18 protein-coding genes are annotated in these 18,893 nt (G+C 62.3%); 6 read left to right on the plus strand and 12 right to left on the minus strand.

Annotated elements, in window-relative coordinates; genetic code table 11:
• Nucleotides 1–24: 24 nt before the first annotated feature.
• Together ccoG and ACNQP3_RS11870 are read right to left on the minus strand one after the other, a co-directional pair.
• Nucleotides 25–1,428 carry a cytochrome c oxidase accessory protein CcoG gene (gene ccoG / locus ACNQP3_RS11865; RefSeq protein ID WP_012272026.1) on the minus strand — a complete coding sequence of 468 codons (1,404 nt, stop codon included), beginning with the start codon at nt 1,426–1,428 and terminating at the stop codon, nt 25–27.
• A 121-nt stretch (nt 1,429–1,549) separates the two neighbouring features.
• Nucleotides 1,550–1,789, minus strand: coding sequence for a DUF3203 family protein (locus ACNQP3_RS11870; RefSeq protein WP_012272027.1), 240 nt, complete (start codon nt 1,787–1,789; stop codon nt 1,550–1,552).
• Nucleotides 1,790–1,927: 138 nt separating this feature from the next.
• On the opposite strand from ACNQP3_RS11870, the gene ACNQP3_RS11875 reads away from it, so the two are divergent.
• Nucleotides 1,928–2,446, plus strand: coding sequence for an MgtC/SapB family protein (locus ACNQP3_RS11875; protein WP_003247836.1), 519 nt, complete (start codon nt 1,928–1,930; stop codon nt 2,444–2,446).
• Nucleotides 2,447–2,978: 532 nt separating this feature from the next.
• Here the strand turns inward: ACNQP3_RS11875 and ACNQP3_RS11880 are convergent.
• The 3 genes from ACNQP3_RS11880 to ACNQP3_RS11890 form a co-directional block, all read right to left on the minus strand.
• Nucleotides 2,979–3,878: a hydroxymethylglutaryl-CoA lyase gene (locus tag ACNQP3_RS11880; protein ID WP_264317066.1), complete on the minus strand. Its 900-nt coding sequence runs from the start codon at nt 3,876–3,878 to the stop codon at nt 2,979–2,981.
• 19 nt (nt 3,879–3,897) lie between these two features.
• Nucleotides 3,898–4,296 (minus strand): MerR family transcriptional regulator, encoded by a 399-nt coding sequence (locus ACNQP3_RS11885; protein ID WP_003247847.1) that lies wholly within the window; start codon nt 4,294–4,296, stop codon nt 3,898–3,900.
• A 73-nt stretch (nt 4,297–4,369) separates the two neighbouring features.
• Complete coding sequence (locus ACNQP3_RS11890; RefSeq protein WP_060493451.1) at nt 4,370–5,248, minus strand: helix-turn-helix domain-containing protein; 879 nt, start codon at nt 5,246–5,248, stop codon at nt 4,370–4,372.
• 173 nt (nt 5,249–5,421) lie between these two features.
• On the opposite strand from ACNQP3_RS11890, the gene pobA reads away from it, so the two are divergent.
• The gene (gene pobA, locus ACNQP3_RS11895; protein WP_264317067.1) at nt 5,422–6,609 is read left to right on the plus strand and encodes a 4-hydroxybenzoate 3-monooxygenase; all 1,188 of its coding nucleotides are present in this window, start codon (nt 5,422–5,424) and stop codon (nt 6,607–6,609) included.
• 43 nt (nt 6,610–6,652) lie between these two features.
• Here pobA and ACNQP3_RS11900 read toward each other — a convergent pair whose 3' ends face one another.
• Nucleotides 6,653–7,306 carry an ankyrin repeat domain-containing protein gene (locus tag ACNQP3_RS11900; RefSeq protein ID WP_264317068.1) on the minus strand — a complete coding sequence of 218 codons (654 nt, stop codon included), beginning with the start codon at nt 7,304–7,306 and terminating at the stop codon, nt 6,653–6,655.
• Nucleotides 7,307–7,422: 116 nt separating this feature from the next.
• Here ACNQP3_RS11900 and ggt point away from each other — a divergent pair, with 116 nt between their 5' ends.
• Nucleotides 7,423–9,213, plus strand: coding sequence for a gamma-glutamyltransferase (gene ggt, locus ACNQP3_RS11905; protein ID WP_264317069.1), 1,791 nt, complete (start codon nt 7,423–7,425; stop codon nt 9,211–9,213).
• A gap of 44 nt (nt 9,214–9,257) precedes the next feature.
• Complete coding sequence (locus ACNQP3_RS11910) at nt 9,258–10,139, plus strand: LysR substrate-binding domain-containing protein (RefSeq protein ID WP_012272034.1); 882 nt, start codon at nt 9,258–9,260, stop codon at nt 10,137–10,139.
• A gap of 176 nt (nt 10,140–10,315) precedes the next feature.
• Here ACNQP3_RS11910 and ctlX read toward each other — a convergent pair whose 3' ends face one another.
• Together ctlX and ACNQP3_RS11920 are read right to left on the minus strand one after the other, a co-directional pair.
• Nucleotides 10,316–11,278, minus strand: a complete 963-nt coding sequence (gene ctlX / locus ACNQP3_RS11915) for a citrulline utilization hydrolase CtlX (protein WP_171577261.1) — start codon at nt 11,276–11,278, stop codon at nt 10,316–10,318.
• A 26-nt stretch (nt 11,279–11,304) separates the two neighbouring features.
• The gene (locus tag ACNQP3_RS11920; RefSeq protein WP_264317070.1) at nt 11,305–12,357 is read right to left on the minus strand and encodes an ornithine cyclodeaminase; all 1,053 of its coding nucleotides are present in this window, start codon (nt 12,355–12,357) and stop codon (nt 11,305–11,307) included.
• A gap of 183 nt (nt 12,358–12,540) precedes the next feature.
• Between ACNQP3_RS11920 and ACNQP3_RS11925 the strand changes: the two genes are divergently transcribed.
• Both ACNQP3_RS11925 and ACNQP3_RS11930 read left to right on the plus strand, forming a co-directional pair.
• Entirely contained in the window at nt 12,541–12,963 is a 423-nt protein-coding gene (locus tag ACNQP3_RS11925) for an Lrp/AsnC family transcriptional regulator (protein ID WP_012272037.1), read from the plus strand.
• 343 nt (nt 12,964–13,306) lie between these two features.
• Complete coding sequence (locus ACNQP3_RS11930; protein WP_264317071.1) at nt 13,307–14,725, plus strand: amino acid permease; 1,419 nt, start codon at nt 13,307–13,309, stop codon at nt 14,723–14,725.
• Nucleotides 14,726–14,760: 35 nt separating this feature from the next.
• Here the strand turns inward: ACNQP3_RS11930 and ACNQP3_RS11935 are convergent, their stop codons facing one another.
• From ACNQP3_RS11935 to ACNQP3_RS11950, 4 genes are all read right to left on the minus strand, one after another.
• Nucleotides 14,761–15,360 (minus strand): START domain-containing protein, encoded by a 600-nt coding sequence (locus tag ACNQP3_RS11935; protein WP_012272039.1) that lies wholly within the window; start codon nt 15,358–15,360, stop codon nt 14,761–14,763.
• 90 nt (nt 15,361–15,450) lie between these two features.
• Nucleotides 15,451–16,287: a bifunctional allantoicase/(S)-ureidoglycine aminohydrolase gene (locus ACNQP3_RS11940; protein WP_016499386.1), complete on the minus strand. Its 837-nt coding sequence runs from the start codon at nt 16,285–16,287 to the stop codon at nt 15,451–15,453.
• A gap of 106 nt (nt 16,288–16,393) precedes the next feature.
• Nucleotides 16,394–17,785 carry an LLM class flavin-dependent oxidoreductase gene (locus tag ACNQP3_RS11945; RefSeq protein WP_264317072.1) on the minus strand — a complete coding sequence of 464 codons (1,392 nt, stop codon included), beginning with the start codon at nt 17,783–17,785 and terminating at the stop codon, nt 16,394–16,396.
• Between the two features lie 16 nt (nt 17,786–17,801).
• Nucleotides 17,802–18,782 (minus strand): aliphatic sulfonate ABC transporter substrate-binding protein, encoded by a 981-nt coding sequence (locus ACNQP3_RS11950; protein ID WP_012272042.1) that lies wholly within the window; start codon nt 18,780–18,782, stop codon nt 17,802–17,804.
• Between the last annotated feature and the right edge of the window lie 111 nt (nt 18,783–18,893).

Here is an 18,893-nt window from a genome sequence, read left to right on the forward strand (position 1 = left end):
GCAAGGTGGTGTCAGTGTAAGGGATCAACGGTTCATGGGGGCGACGAAGCGACTGTGCGCCACGCTACGGATAGCGGGGTCGTCACGTTCGCTGATTTCAAAACTCAGCGTCTGCGAGCTGCTGGTCGGGCGTTCGGCGAGCATCGCCACCGACACCGGCAATTCGCTCATTTCACCCGCAGGGATGACCAATGCGGTGTTGCCCTGCAAGGCAAAGCCGTCGGCGTCCACCAGGCGCAGCTCATAATGCTGGGTACGTTCGGTCTTGTTGATGACCTTGAGCAGGTAGATGTTCTCGATCTGGCCCAGGGCGTTTTCACGGAACAGGCCGCGGTCCTTGATCACATCCAGCGACACCATCGGGCGCAACTGCAAGGCCACCACCAGCGCCCCGATCATCACCACCAGTGCAGCGGCGTAGCCCAGCAGGCGCGGGCGTAGCCAGTGAGTGGTACCGCCTTGCAGGCTGTGCTCGGACTTGTAGCCAATCAGGCCTCGGGCGTAACCCATCTTGTCCATCACCCCGTCACAGGCGTCTATGCACGCGGCGCAACCGATGCAGGCCATCTGCAAGCCATCGCGAATGTCGATGCCGGTGGGGCACACCTGCACGCACAAGGTGCAATCGATGCAGTCGCCCAAGCCCTGAGCTTGAACGTCACTGCCTTTCTTGCGGGGGCCACGGGTTTCGCCACGACGCGGGTCATAGGCGACTGCCAGGGTGTCCTTGTCGAACATCACGCTCTGAAAGCGCGCATACGGGCACATATGCAGGCACACGGCATCGCGCAGCAGGCCGGCGTTGATGTAGGTGGCGGCCGTGAAGAACAGAACCCAGAACAACGCCACGCCACCCAGTTGCAGGGTGAACAGCTCTGCAGCCAGTGGCCGGATCGGGGTGAAGTAACCGACGAAGGTCAGCCCGGTGACTACGCCAATGGCCAGCCACAGGCTGTGCTTGAGCGTGCGGCGCGCCAGTTTGTTCAGGCTCCAGGGCGCGGCGGCCAGCTTGATGCGTTGGTTACGGTCACCCTCGGTCACCTTTTCGCACCACATGAACAGCCAGGTCCAGGTACTTTGTGGGCAGCTGTAACCGCACCATACCCGCCCGGCATAGACGGTGATGGCAAACAAGCCAAAGGCGCAGATGATCAGCAGCGCTGACAGCAGGATGAAGTCCTGTGGCCAGAACGTGGCGCCGAAGATATGGAATTTACTGTTACCCAGGTCCCACAGCACGGCCTGGCGGCCGTTCCAGTTCAGCCAGGCGGTGCCGAAGAACAGCACGAACAGGGCGCCGGCAAAGCCGATGCGCAGGTTGCGGTACAGCCCGGTGAAGCTGCGGGTATGGATGCCGCTGTCGGTGCGTCGCGGTTGGGGGCTGGCTGGGGCGGTGGCGATCTCTGTAAAAGGGATTCTATCGTTCATGGCTCGGTGCTCATCAGGCCTCGATCAGGCATGAGCACTATGGCCTTGAACCTGTTATCAGCACAGGTTCAGGTTTTGCGATAAAAACCATATCAGATTTACCGCTTGGCCCCGCCAGGCCTTAGATTACCGAGCCTGGCACGCTAGCCTTCAGATGCCTGCGGCTATCCACCGCACCCGCCACGGTGAGTGCGTCGGCCTCGGCTTCAGTGATCGGCACACGCTGGCCCGCAAGCAGGGCCACCGACATATGCAACTGTTCGTCGGTGATGATTTCGATATCAGGGCCTTCACCTTCGATGCGCAGGTCTTCGCCGATCAGTGTGCAACGGCGCGTGGTTTCGTCGACTTCAATGGGCATGGGGTGGTCCTCCTGGGGGGGTTACAGGGTGGACCGCGGTTTGGGGCTGGTTGCTGCATCGGCAGGCTGAGCGGCACTTTGCCCTGTGTGCAGAGGTCAACCATGCAAGCACGATGTTCAGGCAGGGGCACCACCGCGATGGACGTCATCTGGCAAGCAATCCAGGCCGAGTTCGCCGATGTCACCGATGAGCGCGAGGTTACACAAATCCTTGTGCGCCTGCTGATGGCTGCGGTACTTGGTGCCGTGCTGGGATTCGAGCGTGAACACAAAGGCAAGTCTGCCGGGGTGCGTACCCATATGCTGGTCTCGCTGGGGGCCGCCTTGTTCGTGCTGGCACCCAGTATGGCCGGGGCTGACGAGCAAGCGTTGAGCCGGGTGATCCAGGGCATCGTCGCCGGGATCGGCTTTCTGGGGGCGGGCACCATCCTCAAGGGTAACGGCCAGGACACCAGCCATGTGAAAGGCCTGACTACTGCTGCCGGGTTGTGGATGACAGCAGCCATCGGTACAGCAGCTGGCATGGGCCGCGAAGCCACGGCACTGATCAGCACGGTACTGGCCCTGTTGGTGCTGGGCACGATGCCGTTACTGGTAGAGAAGGTCGAAGGGCAGGATGAGGAGAAGCAGAAGGAGGAAGAGGGCAGGAAGCACTGAGGGGAGCCGAAGCTCCCCTCAAAGCGTTGTTGCCTGCTCTTTTTTTATTATTGGGACCGGCCTATTGTTGTTTTTGTCGGCTTGTCCTGGTGTTGCGGGCGACCCCCATGCGGGGTCAAGAGCAAACGTATTTTTTTGAGCGCTGACCTGCTTTCATCATGGCTGATCCGAACCTGGCTGCTGCTACCTTGAGGTAGTTTTATTGTTCTGTGCCAGACCGCGGGGCGTACCCCTGAAAAGCGTGTCGACTCCAAAAAAATCTGCTTGCTACGCCTCTGCCGTGTTGTTCTTGTTATGTCAGAGCCGTTACCTGTTGTTTTTATTGGGTGTCACATTTTTTTTGTTGTTGTACCGAAGATATAGCAGGGTGCGTGCCAACTTTTACAAACCCTTTAAAATCAAGCACTTAGCTTTTTTCGTCAAAACCGCTTGGCCTGAAATTTTGTCGATTTGTTTCCCTGTTACCCGATTTTTTGCTGTGAAACGTGGGGGCGGTAACACTTCACCCACACGTATGTGACACCCGTGTGACTTATTGCGCGCTGCGCGCCCGTGCTACCCGCGACCCGTTGTCGCGGCCCAGCACGCTGCTGATGCGCTGGCCGGCGGCGATCAGCCGGCCCAGGTCGATGCCGGTTTCAATACCCAGCCCTTGCAGCAGGTACACCACGTCTTCACTGGCGATGTTGCCGGTAGCGCCCTTGGCGTAAGGGCAACCGCCCAACCCGGCCACCGAGCTGTCGAACACGCTGATGCCTTCAAGCAGGCTGGCATAGACGTTGGCCAGGGCCTGACCATAAGTGTCATGGAAGTGCCCGGCCAGTTGCTCGCGCGGTACTTGCGCCGAGACCACCTCGAACAGGCGGCGGGTGTCGCCGGCGGTGCCGGTACCGATGGTGTCGCCCAGCGAGACCTCGTAGCAGCCCATGTCGTGCAGGGCGCGAGCCACCGGGGCCACCTGCTCGGCACTGACCTTGCCCTCATAAGGGCAGCCGAGCACGCACGACACATACCCACGCACGCGCACACCATGGCTGCGCGCAGCCTCCATGATGGGCTCGAAGCGTTTGAGGCTGTCACTGATCGAGCAATTGATGTTGCGCTGCGAGAACGCTTCGGAGGCCGCAGCGAAAACCGCCACTTCTTTCACCCCGGCAGCCAGGGCGTCCTCGAAGCCGCGCAGGTTCGGCGCCAGCGCTGCATAGATCACGCCTGGGCGTTGCTGAATGCCGGCGAACACCTCGGCAGAGCCGGCCATCTGCGGCACCCACTTGGGCGAGACGAAACTGCCCACTTCGATGTAGGCCAGGCCTGCTTCGGTGAGGTCGTCAACCAGTCGCACCTTGTCGGCGACACTGATGGGCTGGGCTTCGTTCTGCAGGCCGTCGCGGGGGCCTACTTCGACCAGGCGGACGTGTTTGGGCAAGGACATGGCGGGTTTCCTATGGCGTTCAGCGGTTGTCTTTGTTGTTCAGGGTGGCGGCCAGGGCTTGTTCGCAGCGCTCCTGGGCGGTGTCCAGTTCCAGTTGCATCTGGTGAATGTCGAGCATCTGCTGCTCCAGCTGGGCGCGACGCTCGGCGATTTTCGCCAGCATGCTGTTGAGCTGCTTGAGGTTGCCGCTGGTGGGGTCGTACAGCTCGATCAGCTCGCGGCACTCGGCCAAAGAAAAGCCGATGCGCTTGCCGCGCAGGATGAGCTTCAGGCTGACCTTGTCGCGCGGCGAGTAGATACGCTCCAGGCCACGGCGCTCTGGGCTCAACAGGCCCTGTTCCTCGTAGAAGCGAATCGCGCGGGTGGTGATGTCCAGCTCGCGGGACAGGTCGGAGATGCTGTAGGTCTGGGTGCTCATGCTGGGGCTCGGCGTGGGGTATGCGGCTATCCTGAAGGCAGGTTGACGTATACGTCAAGCAGGCGGCTGCAAATCAGTCAGGCTGCCCCGATCGCCGATATCCATTGGGCGTCTGCCCGCTCAAACGCTTGAACCACCGCGCAAAGTAAGTCGGGTCGGTGAACCCCAGGCTATCCGATAACTGCCCGATGCTCATCCGCGTGTAAATCAGGTTACGCCGAGCCTCCAGCAACAAACGCTGGTGCACAACCTGCAGCGCAGTCTGGCCACTGAGCGCCCGGCACAGCTGGTTAAGCTGCAAGCTCGGTACATTCAGCCGCGCGGCAAAATCCTCTACCGACAGATGCTCGCGATAATGCGCTTCAACCAGGCGCAAATACTGCCCCAGCAACAGGCGGTCACGCTCATCGCGGTTACGTGGCGCTTGCCCCAACTGTTGGCGGCGGCTGATCCATACCATAAGCGCGGTAACCAATGCTTCAAGCATTGCCGCGCGCGCCGGGGCATTGCCTTGGTACTCCTGATGCAGGGTGTCGATCAGGCTGCGCAGGTGCACGCGCTCATGCCCCAGCGGGTAACAGGCAGGTTGTGCCAGCACGGTCAGTGGCGCACCCAGGCGTTGTTCCAGATTCGCTACCAGCGCAGTGCCGAAGGTCAGCACGTAGCCCTGGATATCGGCGCTGAAGCGAAAGCCATGCACGGTCATCGGCGGTACCACCTGGATCGCCGCCTCATCGATGGCACTGCGCACCCCCTCGATCTCCACCTGGGCCTGGCCGCGCTGCACATACAGCAATTGGAACAGCTCGGCATGCTGGTGCGGCTTGATCTCCCAGTGATGCAGGCGGCTGCGTGCCGGGATCGATTCGCAATGCATCAGGTCAGTGCCGGGCCACGCCTGGTTTTCGCCATACAGCTTGAACAACGGGACGCCGGGGAGGGTGGATTTCATCTGGGCTGACCTGTCCGTTAATCGAACGTTTTTTGTAAAAGTGCAGGTTTTGCATGGAATAGCACAGTTAACTGGCGTTTTTTGCCAGTAAAAATGCAAGGGCAAACCCTAACAGCAGATGCGGGCCCACTGCCAGTCCTGGGCCGGCATCGTCCGAACAAGAGACAACAACAATGAAAACTCAGGTTGCAATTATTGGTGCAGGTCCATCGGGCCTGCTGCTGGGCCAGCTGCTGCACAAGGCCGGTATCGATAACGTCATCCTCGAACGCCAGACGGCCGAATATGTCCTTGGTCGCATCCGCGCCGGGGTGCTGGAGCAAGGTACTGTCGACCTGTTGCGCGAAGCCGGAGTCTCAGAACGCATGGACCGCGAGGGCCTGGTGCACGAAGGTGTCGAGCTGCTGGTTGGCGGGCGCCGCCAACGCCTGGACCTCAAGGCCCTCACCGGTGGCAAGACGGTGATGGTCTATGGGCAGACCGAAGTCACCCGTGATCTTATGCAGGCCCGTGAAGCCAACGACGCGCCAATCATCTATTCAGCCAGCAATGTCCAGCCGCACGAACTGAAGGGCGAGAAGCCGTATCTCACCTTCGAAAAAGACGGCCAGGTGCATCGGGTGGACTGTGACTATATCGCCGGCTGTGACGGCTTCCACGGCGTCTCTCGGCAAAGCATTCCCGAGGGCGTGCTGAAACAGTACGAGCGGGTTTACCCGTTTGGCTGGCTGGGCCTGCTGTCGGACACCCCACCGGTCAACCACGAGTTGATCTATGCCCACCACGAGCGAGGTTTCGCGTTGTGCAGCCAACGCTCGCAAACCCGCAGCCGCTACTACCTGCAGGTACCTTTGCAGGACCGGGTCGAAGCATGGTCTGACGAGCGTTTCTGGGACGAGCTGAAAGCCCGTTTGCCAGCCGACGTAGCGGCAGACCTGGTTACGGGCCCAGCCCTGGAAAAAAGCATTGCGCCACTGCGCAGCCTGGTGGTGGAGCCGATGCAGTATGGCCACTTGTTCCTGGTGGGTGACGCCGCGCACATCGTCCCGCCTACCGGCGCCAAAGGCCTTAACCTGGCCGCTTCGGACGTCAACTACCTGTACCGCATTCTGCTCAAGGTATACCGCGAAGGGCGCACCGACCTGTTGCAGCAGTACTCGCCGCTGGCCTTGCGCCGGGTATGGAAAGGCGAGCGCTTCAGCTGGTTCATGACCCAGCTGCTGCATGACTTCGGTAGCCACAAGGATGCCTGGGACCAGAAGATGCAGGAGGCTGACCGCGAGTATTTCCTGACCTCGCCAGCGGGGCTGGTGAACATTGCCGAGAACTATGTGGGGCTGCCGTTCGAAGAAGTGGTGTGATTTCTAAGGGGCGCTTTGCGCCCCAGCATTTCAACGCCAAGCTTTACTCGCGGGCCAGCAGCATCTCCATCTGCCGATACCCCCGCTGCCGCGCATGCTCCAGCGCGGTCACCCCGTCCTTGTCGGCAATCTGCCGATCCGCCCCGGCCGCCAGCAACCGCCGCACGACCTCCACATGCCGCGGCCCGCCATCGCCCAGCACCACGGCCTCCATAAGCGCGGTCCAGTGCAGCCGGTTAAGGTGGTTCACGTCAACGCCGGCATCAATCAACATTTGCACGGTCTCGACATGCCCGCGCTCGGCAGCCGGAATCAGCGCGGTGCCGCCGTAACGATTGGTGCTCTTGAGGTCCGCCCCGTGGCGCAGGGTCAGCCGCAGGATGTCGTTCAGGCCCCGGGCGCCAGCATACAGGTAGGGGCTGTCGTCGATGTTGTCCTTGGCATTCACATCGGCCCCGGCTTCGATCAGGGCTTTCGCCGCCGCCAGCTGGTTGCCGTGGGTCGCCACCAGCAGGGCAGTGCGCCCTTGCTCATCACGGCTGTCCAGCCGGGCACCTTGCCCCAGCAATTGTTGCAAAGTGCGCACGTCATCGTGGCGGGCGGCGTTGTGCAGGCGGTTGTCCACAGTGCGGGTCTCGGCGTGGGTGGCAAGGCTGGTGCACAGGGCAAACAGCGTCGCGGCAATTGATAAACGCATGGGCGGGCTCCTTATCGACCTGGCTACATCCTAGAAAAATCGCGGCAAGGCTTGAAGTTAACTTTGCGCATGACCGACAGTGCCTGGCTGAATAGTTGAAGGCAGGAAGCAAGACGATGAAATTTTCTACGCCGCTGATGAGCGCTCTGTGCCTGGTGGCTGCCAGTGGCTGGGCCTGTGCCGACCAGGTGCTGCCCGCACCACCGGAGCTGGCCTCTGGTTACCGCAGCGGGCTGCAGCCGGTGCACGCCAGCCGGCACATGGCCGCTGCCGCCAACCCGCTGGCCAGTGAAGCGGGGCGGGCGATATTGCGTGCCGGGGGCAGTGCGATTGACGCTGCCATCGCCATGCAGATGGTGCTGACCCTGGTCGAACCCCAGTCCAGTGGCATTGGCGGCGGGGCGTTCATCTTGTATTGGGACGGCAGGCGCGTACAGGCATTCGACGGTCGCGAGGCTGCGCCGGCGGCGGTGACAGAGAAGCTGTTCCTGCAAGCCGACGGTACACCGATGCCGTTCCGGGCAGCGCAGATTGGTGGCCGTTCGGTCGGCGTGCCAGGGGTGCTACGTGCCTTGAAACTGGCCCACGATCAACACGGTAAGCTGCCTTGGCGCGACCTGTTCGCCCCGGCCATTGCCCTGGCACGCAACGGTTTCGCGGTTTCCGAGCGCCTGCACACGTTGCTGGCCGGGGACCCCTACATTGGCCGTTCACCCGCAATGGCTCGCTATTTTCTGGATGAACAGGGCAAGCCGCTGGCAGTGGGCACAACACTGCGAAACCCTGAGTTGGCCTACACCTTCGAGCGGATCGCGGCAGAAGGCCCCGAGGCGTTCTACAGCGGTGAAATTGCCGAAGCCATTGTGGCCAAGGTGCGCAGCCATGCCAATGCGGGTTACCTGTCGCTGCAGGACTTGCAGCAGTATCAGGCCAAGGAGCGCGAGCCGGTGTGTGGCCCTTACAAAGCCTGGCGAATATGCGGCATGCCGCCGCCATCGTCGGGCGGGGTGACGGTGCTGCAGACCTTGGGCATGCTCGAAGCCGTGCAACACGCTGCGCCCCAGCGCGACCTGGCAGCGCTGCGTCCGCTGGCCACCTCGTCCCCGGCCCGGCTGGAGGCACCGCCACTGGCCGTGCATCTGATTGCCGAGGCCGAACGCCTGGCCTATGCCGACCGCGCCCAGTACCTGGCTGACAGCGACTATGTGCCGGTCCCGGTCAAGGCCCTGACCGATCCCGCCTACCTGGCCAGCCGCGCCGCCTTGATCGGTGAATACAGCATGAAGCGTGCACTGCCGGGCCGGCCGCAAGGCGCGGACCTGGCCCTGGCGCCTGACCGCTCGCCATTGCGCATTTCCACGTCGCACCTCAGTGCCGTGGATGACAGTGGGCAGGCCTTGGCCATGACCAGCTCGGTGGAGGCCGCATTCGGTTCGCACCTGATGGTCAAAGGCTTCCTGCTCAACAATCACCTGACCGACTTTTCCTTCACCCCCCAAGAGCACGGCAAGCCGGTGGCCAACCGGGTGCAGCCGGGCAAGCGGCCACTGTCGGCCATGGCGCCGACCTTGGTGTTCTCGCGTGCCTCTGGCGAGCTTGTGGCCAGCCTCGGCTCGCCGGGCGGTTCTCAGATCATTGGTTACGTGAACAAGGCGCTGGTCGGCCTGCTGGATTGGCAGCTCGACCCGCAGCAGGCCGCCGGCCTGCCCAACTTCGGCAGCCGCAATGCGGGTACCGAAGTGGAAGCAGGGCTGGCCAGCCCGTCGCTGATCCGCCAGTTGGCGGCCTGGGGACACGACGTGACACCGATGACCATGACCAGCGGCATGCAGATCATTCAGCGCAGTGGCGAGGGTTGGTCAGGTGGTGCCGACCCTCGGCGGGAAGGTGTGGCCCTTGGCGACTAGCCGTGATAGAACGCAGGTTCGCCATTCAGTAGTTGAATACCAAGATGTCTATCAGCGTGAAATCGAATAGGGCTCTGTTCGACCTCGACCTGCTGCGCGCCATTGTCGTGGTGGCCGATTGCGGCAGCTTCACCACCGCTGCCGCGCGCCTGCATTCGACCCAGTCGACGATCAGCCAGAAGGTGCGCCGCCTGGAAGACATGGTCGGCCACCGCCTACTGGTACGCGGCAACCGTGATGTGCTACCGACCGATGCCGGGCAAACCCTGCTCGGCTATGCCCGGCACATGCTGGCGCTGAACGACCAGATGCTCGAGGCCCTGGCCGGGGCGATGGTGGGTACCACCGTGCGCCTTGGCGTGCCCGAGGACTTCGTTGGCGGGCGTACCACCAATGCGTTGTCGGCCTTCAGCCGGCTGCAGCCACAGGTGAAGCTGGAAGTGACCAGTGGCTTGTGCCGGGACCTCAGCCAGGCCTACGACAATGGTGAACTTGACCTGGTGCTGCTCAAGCAGCGGCGCAACACCCGCGAGGGCGTGGCCTGCTGGCCAGAGCGCCTGCAATGGATCGACAGCGCGCGTACGCCCGCCTTCGAGCTCGACCCGATCCCGCTGGTGACCTTCCCGCCACGCGGCCTGTACCGCGAAGACATGATCAACGCGATCGAAGGCATGGGCCGACGCTGGCGTATCAGCTTCACCAGTTCCAGCCTCAGTGGCATCCAGGCCGCGGTCGCCGATGGCATGGGCGTGAGCCTGCTGCCACCAAGGGCGGCCACTGGTGAGCACCGGGTGCTGGGGGCAGGGCAAGGGCTGCCGGAGGTCGACAGCTATGAGATCGTCATCGTCCACCGGCCGACGGCAGATGTGATGGTCAAGGCGTTGGCCGAGGTGATGACGCAGCTATTGGCAGGTGGTGGCATCTGACGCGGCCTGACGATCTGACGCGGTCGCTGTAGGAGCGGCCTTGTGTCGCGAAAGGGCTGCAAAGCAGCCCCAGAATTTCAGCGGTGGTGCACAAGTTGCTGGGGCCGCGTGGCGGCCCTTTCGCGACACAGGGCCGCTCCTACACCGACCGCGTCAACCAGCACCAAGGCCGCGAGTCATCCGGCGCAGGTGTACGCCGCAGCCAGGCGGGGCGACAGGTGAATGCCGGCAATCATGCAGCGCACCGAGCCGCCGGCCATCTCGATGGTCGGCACGTCCAGTGGCACCAGCCGCGCCGAGCGTTCGATGCGTTGGCGTTGCTCGGCGTTCAGGCTGTCGAAGGCCTTGCGTGACAGCGCCAGAATGCGCCCGTCACGCCCGGACAGTTCGATGGCATTGCCGGCAAACTGGCTGATTTGCTGGTTGCTCAGGTCGATCACATCGCGCCCCGATTCAATCAGGCGCATGCGCACTTCCTCGGCTCGCGCCTTGTTGGTGAAGGTGCCGAAGCCTACCAGGGCAAACTCGGTCGCCACGCACATCAGCACATTGGTGTGGTAGATCGGCGTGCCTTGTTCATCGGCCGTGTCGAACACCATCGGTTCAAAGTTGAAGTGTGTGCTGAAACGTTCGAGAGCAATCGGGTCGGCGCGGTTGGAACGCGCGGTGTAGGCCACCCGTGACAGGTGGTCGAACACCATGGCGCCGGTCCCTTCGAGGAACAGTTCGTCCTGCTCCAGCCCTGAATAGTCGATGACATCCTGTACGCGGTACTCATGCTTGAGCATTTCGATCACATCGGTGCGCCGCTCGCGGCGGCGGTTGCGCGAGTACATCGAGTAGATCGCGATGTGCCCTCCGGGGTGGGTGGAGAACCAGTTGTTGGGGAATACCGAGTCAGGGGTATTGAGTTCGCCGAAGTCATCGAACAGGTGTACCCGTACGCCTTCGGCCTCAAGGCGACCGACGGCCTGGGTGACTTCATCACGTGCCACCTCGGCCAGCGCTTGTGCGGCGAGGCTCGGGTGGCTGCGTTGAAACGAGTTGTCGGCTGCGGTCTCTGGGTTGGGGGTGAAGGCATGTGGCCGGACCATGACCACGGCTGCAGGTGCTTGAATCGAACGCGTTGGAAATGCCATGTGGGAATACCGGGTTGGGAGCAGGGTCAGGCAACGCGTCGGATGCGGCTTTTGCCCGCGCGGCCGCGGGTATGGCTGAACAGGTCTTTCGGGTCGTCTTCTACCCATGGCACCAGGTCGATCTTCGCGCCCATGGCGCGCTTTTCAGCTTGCTGTAGTACGTACCGTAGTACGGTGTAGTCTTCCAGGGCGAAGCCCACCGAATCGAACACGGTGACTTGGCTGACGCTTTGGCGGCCCTCGCTTTCACCGCGCAGCACGCGCCACAAATCGATCACCGGGAAGTCTGCCGGCAACTGCTGGATGTCACCTTCGACACGGGTTTGCGGTTCGTACTCGACGAACACTCGGGCCTTGCGCAGTACATCGGCGTGCAGCTCGGTCTTGCCTGGGCAGTCACCACCCACAGCGTTCAGGTGCATGCCGGGTTCGAGCATGTCGGGGGTGATGATGGTGGCGTAGGCCTTGTCGGCGGTCACCGTGGTGATGATGTCCACGCCTTTCACCGCTTCGGCCACCGAGCCGGCCCGGCGGATGGTCAGGCCACTGTATTCCTTGAGGTTGGCGATCAGCTTGGCGGTGGCCAGCGGGTCGGTGTCGTAGGCTACGATTTCTTCGATGCCCAGGTGCTTGTGGAAGGCCAGTGCCTGGAACTCGCTTTGTGCGCCGTTGCCAATCAACGCCATCTTGCGCGAGTTGGGCCGGGCCAGTGCCTGGGCTGCCATCAGCGAAGTCGCAGCGGTGCGCAGGGCGGTGGCGATGGTCAGCTCGGACAGCAGCACCGGGTAACCGGTGTCGACATCGGCCAGCACGCCGAAGGCCATGACCGTATGCAGGTCGCGGGCCGTGTTGGCCGGGTGGCCGTTGACGTATTTGAAGGCATAGCGGCTGTTGTCGGCGACCGGCATCAGTTCAATTACACCCACTTCCGAATGGCTGGCAACTCGCGCAGACTTGTCAAACTCCTGCCAGCGTTTGAAGTCTTCGCGAATGGCTGCCGCCAGTTCACCAATGAAGGGCGCTACGCCAATGTCATGTACCAAGTCCGACATGGTTGGAACATCAATGAAATACGTCATGCTCTTGCACCTTGTTATTGCGCGGTCACCCCTGTACTTCCGGGTACACGCTTGAGATTGTTGAAGTGGCGTGAACATTTTGATGAAAGGTTGCGTCAATCGGAAGAATGCAGGTTGCCAGTTTTGTCAACTTTCTAGACAATCTGCCACCCCAAAGTAGCAATCTGATTATTTGGCAGGCCTATGGACACTATTGATCGGGAACTGATTGCACTGTTGCGGGACAATGCACGCACCCCCGTGCTGACCCTGGCAAAGAAGCTCAAGGTGGCACGGGCAACCGTGCAAAACCGTATTACCCGGCTCGAAGAGCAGGGCGTGATCATCGGCTACACGGTACGCCTGCGCTCCGATGCGCTGGAGCAGGGCGTGCGCGCAATCACCAGCATCGGTATCAGCGGCCACCACGCCGCAGAGGTCAAGCACGCGCTGCGCGGGCACCCCAACGTGGTGGCCATCCATACCACCAATGGCCGCTGGGACCTGATGGCCGAACTGCGCGCCGACACCCTCGAGGCCTTCGACCGGGCGTTGAACACCATTCGCTCGATACCACACATCGAAAACACCGAGACCAGCATTCTGCTTTCGACCTACAAGATGTGACTGCCGGGTCAAGCCTTCTGGCAGGTGCATTGTGCAAACTGTCACCCGGGCTTTTCACACTGCACAAAATCCCGATGGTGGTGTGCATTCTGTAGCGTTCCGCTTGACCGGGGCCGCTGGCAGAATGAAACGGCTTTCGCGGGACTGTATCGGACGCGCCACTTGGGTGCGTTTCAATAAAACAAATACACCCGCTGCGAAGTTGCACCGGGCACTGTTTTTTCATCTGAGTTAATACCCACGTTTCGACTGACTTGAATGGCGAGAACCTGCACTTTAGTACCAATTAAATGGTGCGGCGCGGGGCGGCGGGGTTTTACAAAAAAAGAATAAGAGGTCAACTATGCAACCAACGTGCAACGCGCAAAGCGCAGTTCCAGAAGAAAGCCGTGTGCTCAAACGGCGGCTGGAAAACCGGCACATACAGCTCATTTCCATCAGTGGTGCGATTGGTACCGGCCTGTTCATGGGTTCGGGCAAGATCATTGCGCTGTCTGGCACCTCGATCATCCTCGTCTACGCCATCATCGGTTTTTTCGTGTTCTGCATCATGCGCGCCATGGGCGAGATGCTGCTGGCCAACCTGCAGATGGAATCGTTCGCCGACCTGGTGCACAACTACCTGGGCCCACGGGCCGGTTACATTCTCAGCTGGTCGTACTGGCTCAGCTGGGTCGTGGCAGCGGTGGGTGACGTGGTGGTGGTCGCGGGGTTCGTGCAGTACTGGTACCCCGATGTGCCCACCTGGCTACCGGCCTTCGGTACCATGTTCCTGCTGCTGGGGCTGAACATGCTGGCGGTGAAGGCCTTTGGCGAAGTGGAGTTCTGGTTTGGCCTGATCAAGATCGTCGCCATCGTGCTGTTGGTGGTGACCGGCCTGGTAATGGTCGCGACCTCCTACACTTCGCCGGCAGGGGTAACCGCCTCGTTCAGCCACCTGGTAGCACCGGGCGTGGTCATGCCACATGGCATCCTGGGCTTTCTCGCCGGGTTTCAGATCGCCATCTTCTCCTTTGTCGGCACCGAGCTGATCGGCACCGCAGCGGCGGAGGCCAAAGACCCGGAGAAGACCCTGCCCAAGGCAATCAACACCATCCCCGTGCGCATCCTGTTGTTCTACATCTGTTCGCTGGTGTGCATCATCAGTGTGGTCTCCTGGGCCAATGTGCCGGCCAACCGCAGCCCATTCGTTGAACTGTTCCTGCTTGGCGGGTTGCCCGCAGCCGCTGGCATCATCAACTTCGTGGTGCTGACGTCGGCTGCGTCGTCGGCCAACAGCGGTGTCTACTCGGGCTCGCGGATGCTCTACGGCCTGTCACATCAGCAGCAGGCGCCTGTGGCGTTCGGGCGGCTGTCCGGCTCGGGTACGCCCGTGCGGGCGCTGGTGTTCTCGGGGGTGTGCATGGCGATTGCCTTGACGCTGCTGTTCGTGATTCCAGAAGTGATGACCGTGTTTACCCTGGTGTCGACCATCTCCGCAGTGATGATCATCGTTACCTGGTCACTGATCCTGCTGTCCTACTTCGCTTACCGTCGGCAGAATCCGCAGGCCCATGAGCGGTCCAGGTTCAAGCTGCCAGGTGGCAAGGCCACCGCTGCGCTGGCGCAGCTGTTCCTGATCTTCGTGCTGTGCCTGCTGGCCCTGGAACCGGACACCCGCACGGCGTTGTACGTGATGCCGTTGTGGTACGCGGGCCTGCTGCTGTCCTACCGGCGCCGGGCCAAGGCATGTATGCGGCCACAGGCAGCTACCGCCGCCTAGCGTTCGCGGCCGTAAAGCGCAGGGCTGCCCACACCTCAAGGCTGGCGCTCAGCCACCGCCCGCAACGTACGCAACGTCACCACTGGCGCATCCACCACGAACCGATTGGCAAGCCAGCCCGGCACGTCCCCGGCCGGGTCGGCTTGCAACTGATACGTCACTTCGGTTTCGCGCTCACCCAGCGGCTTCATCCGCCACTCGCCGCTCAGGTGCTGCACGCGGATCAGCCCGTCCACCTTGGGGATCCTGTCGGGCTCGGCACTCAGGTGCCGCAGCAGGGTGCCGTCGTCCAGGCGTTCGCTGGTCACCTTCAGCACGATGTCCCGCGGCATCGTCGGCCAGGGCAGGTTGGTGGTCAGGTACACCCAGGTATTGGCGCCGTCCACGTCCAGCAAACGCATCTGGTCACAGGCGTACAGCCATTTGCAGGCTACGCGCAGGTTCTCTTGCAGGTCGGTAAGGGTACGTACGCTGGCTTTCATGGTGCTCACGCCACGAAATTGCTGGTAGGGCGAATCCGCTGCGGCGCTCAGGTACACGCGAATGCCTTCGCGATCGTAGGCCAGGTTCCAGTCATCGGCAGCCAGGGCAGAGGTGCACAGCAGCAGGGCGGCGAGCAGCAGGCAGCGGTTCATGGCTGGTACCGCGCGAGGGATGGGTGTTTGAGTATGCGCGGCAAACAGAAAGCCCGCCAGGTTGGCGGGCTTGCGGGCATCAGCCTGGGCTTAGCGCTTAGGGTTCAGTGTCAGGTGTACGTGACGGTTCACGTCCTTGTACAGCAAGTAGCTGAAGTTGCCTGGGCCGCCGGCGTAGCAGGCTTGCGGGCAGAAGGCGCGCAGCCACATGAAGTCGCCAGCTTCCACTTCGACCCAGTCCTGGTTCAGGCGATACACCGCCTTGCCTTCCAGCACGTACAGGCCGTGTTCCATCACGTGGGTTTCAGCGAACGGGATCACGCCGCCCGGCTGGAAGGTGACGATGTTCACGTGCATGTCGTGGCGCATGTCGGCCATGTCGACGAAACGGGTGGTTTTCCAGCGGCCTTCGGTGCCCGGCATCTCGATGACGGTGGCGTTGTCACGGTGGGTGACGAAGGATTCTGGTACGTCCAGGCCTTCAACTTTCTGGTAGTGCTTGCGCAGCCAGTGGAAGGTGACGTTGGACTTGCTGTTGTTGCGCAGGCTCCATTCGGCGCCCGGGGCCAGGAAGGCGTAGCCGCCTGGTACCAGGGTGTGGTGCTTGCCTTCGACGGTGATGTCCAGTTCGCCCTCTACGATGAACACCACGGCTTCCGCGTTCGGGTCCAGCTCAGGGCGCTCGCTGCCGCCTTCCGGGGCCAGCTCGACGATGTACTGGGAGAAGGTTTCGGCAAAGCCGGTCAGCGGGCGGGCGATGACCCACATGCGCATCTTGTCCCAGAACGGCAGGTGGCTGGTGACGATGTCACGCATCACGCCTTTAGGGATGACAGCGTAGGCTTCGGTGAACATGGCACGGTCAGTCAGCAGCTCGGTTTGAGCCGGGTGCCCACCGTGGGGGGCGAAGTACGAATGGTTCGACATGGACGATCTCGACTTGTTGTTCTCTCCCCGTGCCTTGAACCGCACCGGCCGGTGCGGCGCAGGGGATGTGGCGACAGAATAGGGTCGAGCGCGCGCCATCCACAAATTAAATGTTGGAATACCCGGTATTTGGTTGCTGAATGTCTACCTGACGCCCAACATGCTGTTCCGGTAACTGGTCGCCTTGGCCGAACAGTTTGTGGCGCAAGGTACCTTCGGTGTAGTTCAGCGGGTAGCGGCCGCGGCGCTGCAGCTCGGGCACCAATAGCTCGACCACATTGGCCAGGTCGTCCGGTTGCACGGCGTACGTCAGGTTGAAACCATCGATGCCGGTCTGGTCCAGCCAGCTTTCCAGCTGGTCGGCCACCTCGCTGGCGGCACCCACCAACACCGGGCCTCGGCCCCCCAGGCCAACGAACTCGGCGGCCTCGCGTACGGTCCAGCGGCGGCCAGGGTCGGCTGCCGTAAAGGCCGCCAAGGCAGCGCGGCCAGCGTCGTTTTCGACGTATTCGATCGGCGCGTCGGGGTCGAGGCCCGCAAAGTCGATACCGGTCCAGCCCGACAACAGTGCCAGGGCGGCGTCCAGGTCGACATAGCGCCGGTATTCGGCGAAGCGAGCCTCGGCTTGCTCCCTCGTGGGGGCGACGATCAATAGCGCCTGGGCGTATATCAGCACTTCGTCACGGCCACGCCCAGCTGCCTCGCTGGCCTGGCGAATGCCGTCGGCGTAGCGGCGCAACACCGTGGGCGTTGGGCCGCTGATGAACACGCATTCGGCATGCCGTGCGGCAAACTGCTGGCCGCGTGCCGAAGCCCCGGCCTGGAACAGCACCGGCGTGCGCTGCGGCGACGGCTGGCACAGGTGCATGCCGGGCACCTGAAAATGCTCGCCCACATGGTTGATGGGGTGTACCCGCGAGGGTTCGATATAGCGCCCACTGTCGCGTTCCAGCAGCACGGCATCGTCGTCCCAGCTTTTTTCCCACAGTTTGTACAACACCTGCAGGTATTCCTCGGCCAGGTCGTAGCGTTGGTCGTGGCCCAGTTGACGCGCCAGGCCCAGGTTGCGGGCGGCGCTGTCCAGGTAGCCGGTGACGATGTTCCAGCCGACCCGGCCATTGCTCAGGTGATCGAGCGTGGACATGCGCCGGGCGAAGGGGTAAGGGTGCTCGTAGGTCAACGAGAAGGTGACACCGAAACCCAGGTGTTCGGTAACGCCGGCCATCGCCGGCACCAGCAGTAGCGGGTCGTTGACCGGCACCTGCACGCCGCCGCGCAGGGCGGCTTCAGGGCCGCCCTGGTAAACGTCGTAGATGCCCAGCACATCGGCAATGAAGAGTGCGTCGAACAGGCCCCGTTCAAGCAGGCGGGCCAGGTCGGTCCAGTAGTTCAGGCGGTTGAACGCCACGCTGGTGTTGCGTGGGTGGCGCCACAGGCCGGGGGATTGGTGGCTGGCAGCGTTCATGCTGAAGGCGTTGAAGCGGATCGGGCGAGGCATGGTCGGCGCGCTCCGCTCAAGGCAACACGGAAGCCGGGTAGACCGCATCGGCCACCTGCAGCTTGCGTGGAATCAGGCCTAGGCCCTGGAAGGTATCGGCCAGCTTCTGTTGTTCGGCAACGATCTGCGGGGTAATGGCCACGGCGTTGTAGTTGCGCCGTTCGCTGGCCACTTCCAACACGTTGGCGCTGATACCCAGCTGCGGAGCCAGCAGCGCGGCGACTTCGGCTGGCTTGGCGTTGGCCCACTGGCTGACCTTGCCCAGTTCGGTAAAGAAGGTCTTCAGCAGCGCACGGTGCTGGTCGGCATAGCTGGCGGTGGACAGGTAGAAGGTGCGGTTGTTGGACAGGCCGCTGCCGTCGCGCAGGTTTTTCAGCCCTGGTTGGCTTTCTGCGGCGGCGAGGAACGGGTCCCACAGGGTCACCGCCTGGACACTGCCCGATTGCAGCGCGGCCACGGCATCGGCGGCATTGTTGACGTAGGCGGGGGTGATGTCCTGATAGCTGAGGCCCGCTTGTTCCAGCGCGACGGCCAGCAGGTACTGGGCATTCCAGCCACGGCCGGTAGCCACGCGCTTGCCTTTGAGGTCCTGCACGCTGGCCAGGTGGTCCTGCTCGCGCACCACCAGGCCGATGCCGCGTGGATACGGTTGTTCGGCAGCCAGGTACACCACCGGCTTGCCTGCGGCTTGGGCGAATACCGACGGGGCGTCGGCAGCGTGGCCGAGGTCGATGGCGCCAGTGCTCAGCGCTTCGAGCAACTGCGGGCCGGCGGCAAACTCGTGCCAGCTCACGTTCACGCCTTGCGGTGCCAGGGCCTTCTCCAGCGCGCCGCTGCCTTTGAGGATGTTGATGCTGTTGAACTTCTGGTAACCGATGCGCAGGGTCTTGGCGTCATCGGCAATGGCTTCGGACCAGGGCAGCAAGGCGCTGGCGACACTGGCCAGCAATCCGCCGATCAGCAGACGGCGTAGGGGAGAGAAGGTGCGGGCGGGCATGGGCATAGTTCCTTGAATCGGCTGAGAGGCGATGCATCCAGACTAAGGAGCCGGCGTTAGGCTTTCAATTTATATATTCCAGTTTGTTAGATTGTTTTGTTATTTTTATAT

Source organism: Pseudomonas sp. LFS074, assembly GCF_047978165.1.
In the GTDB taxonomy this organism is placed as follows: domain Bacteria; phylum Pseudomonadota; class Gammaproteobacteria; order Pseudomonadales; family Pseudomonadaceae; genus Aquipseudomonas; species Aquipseudomonas putida_P.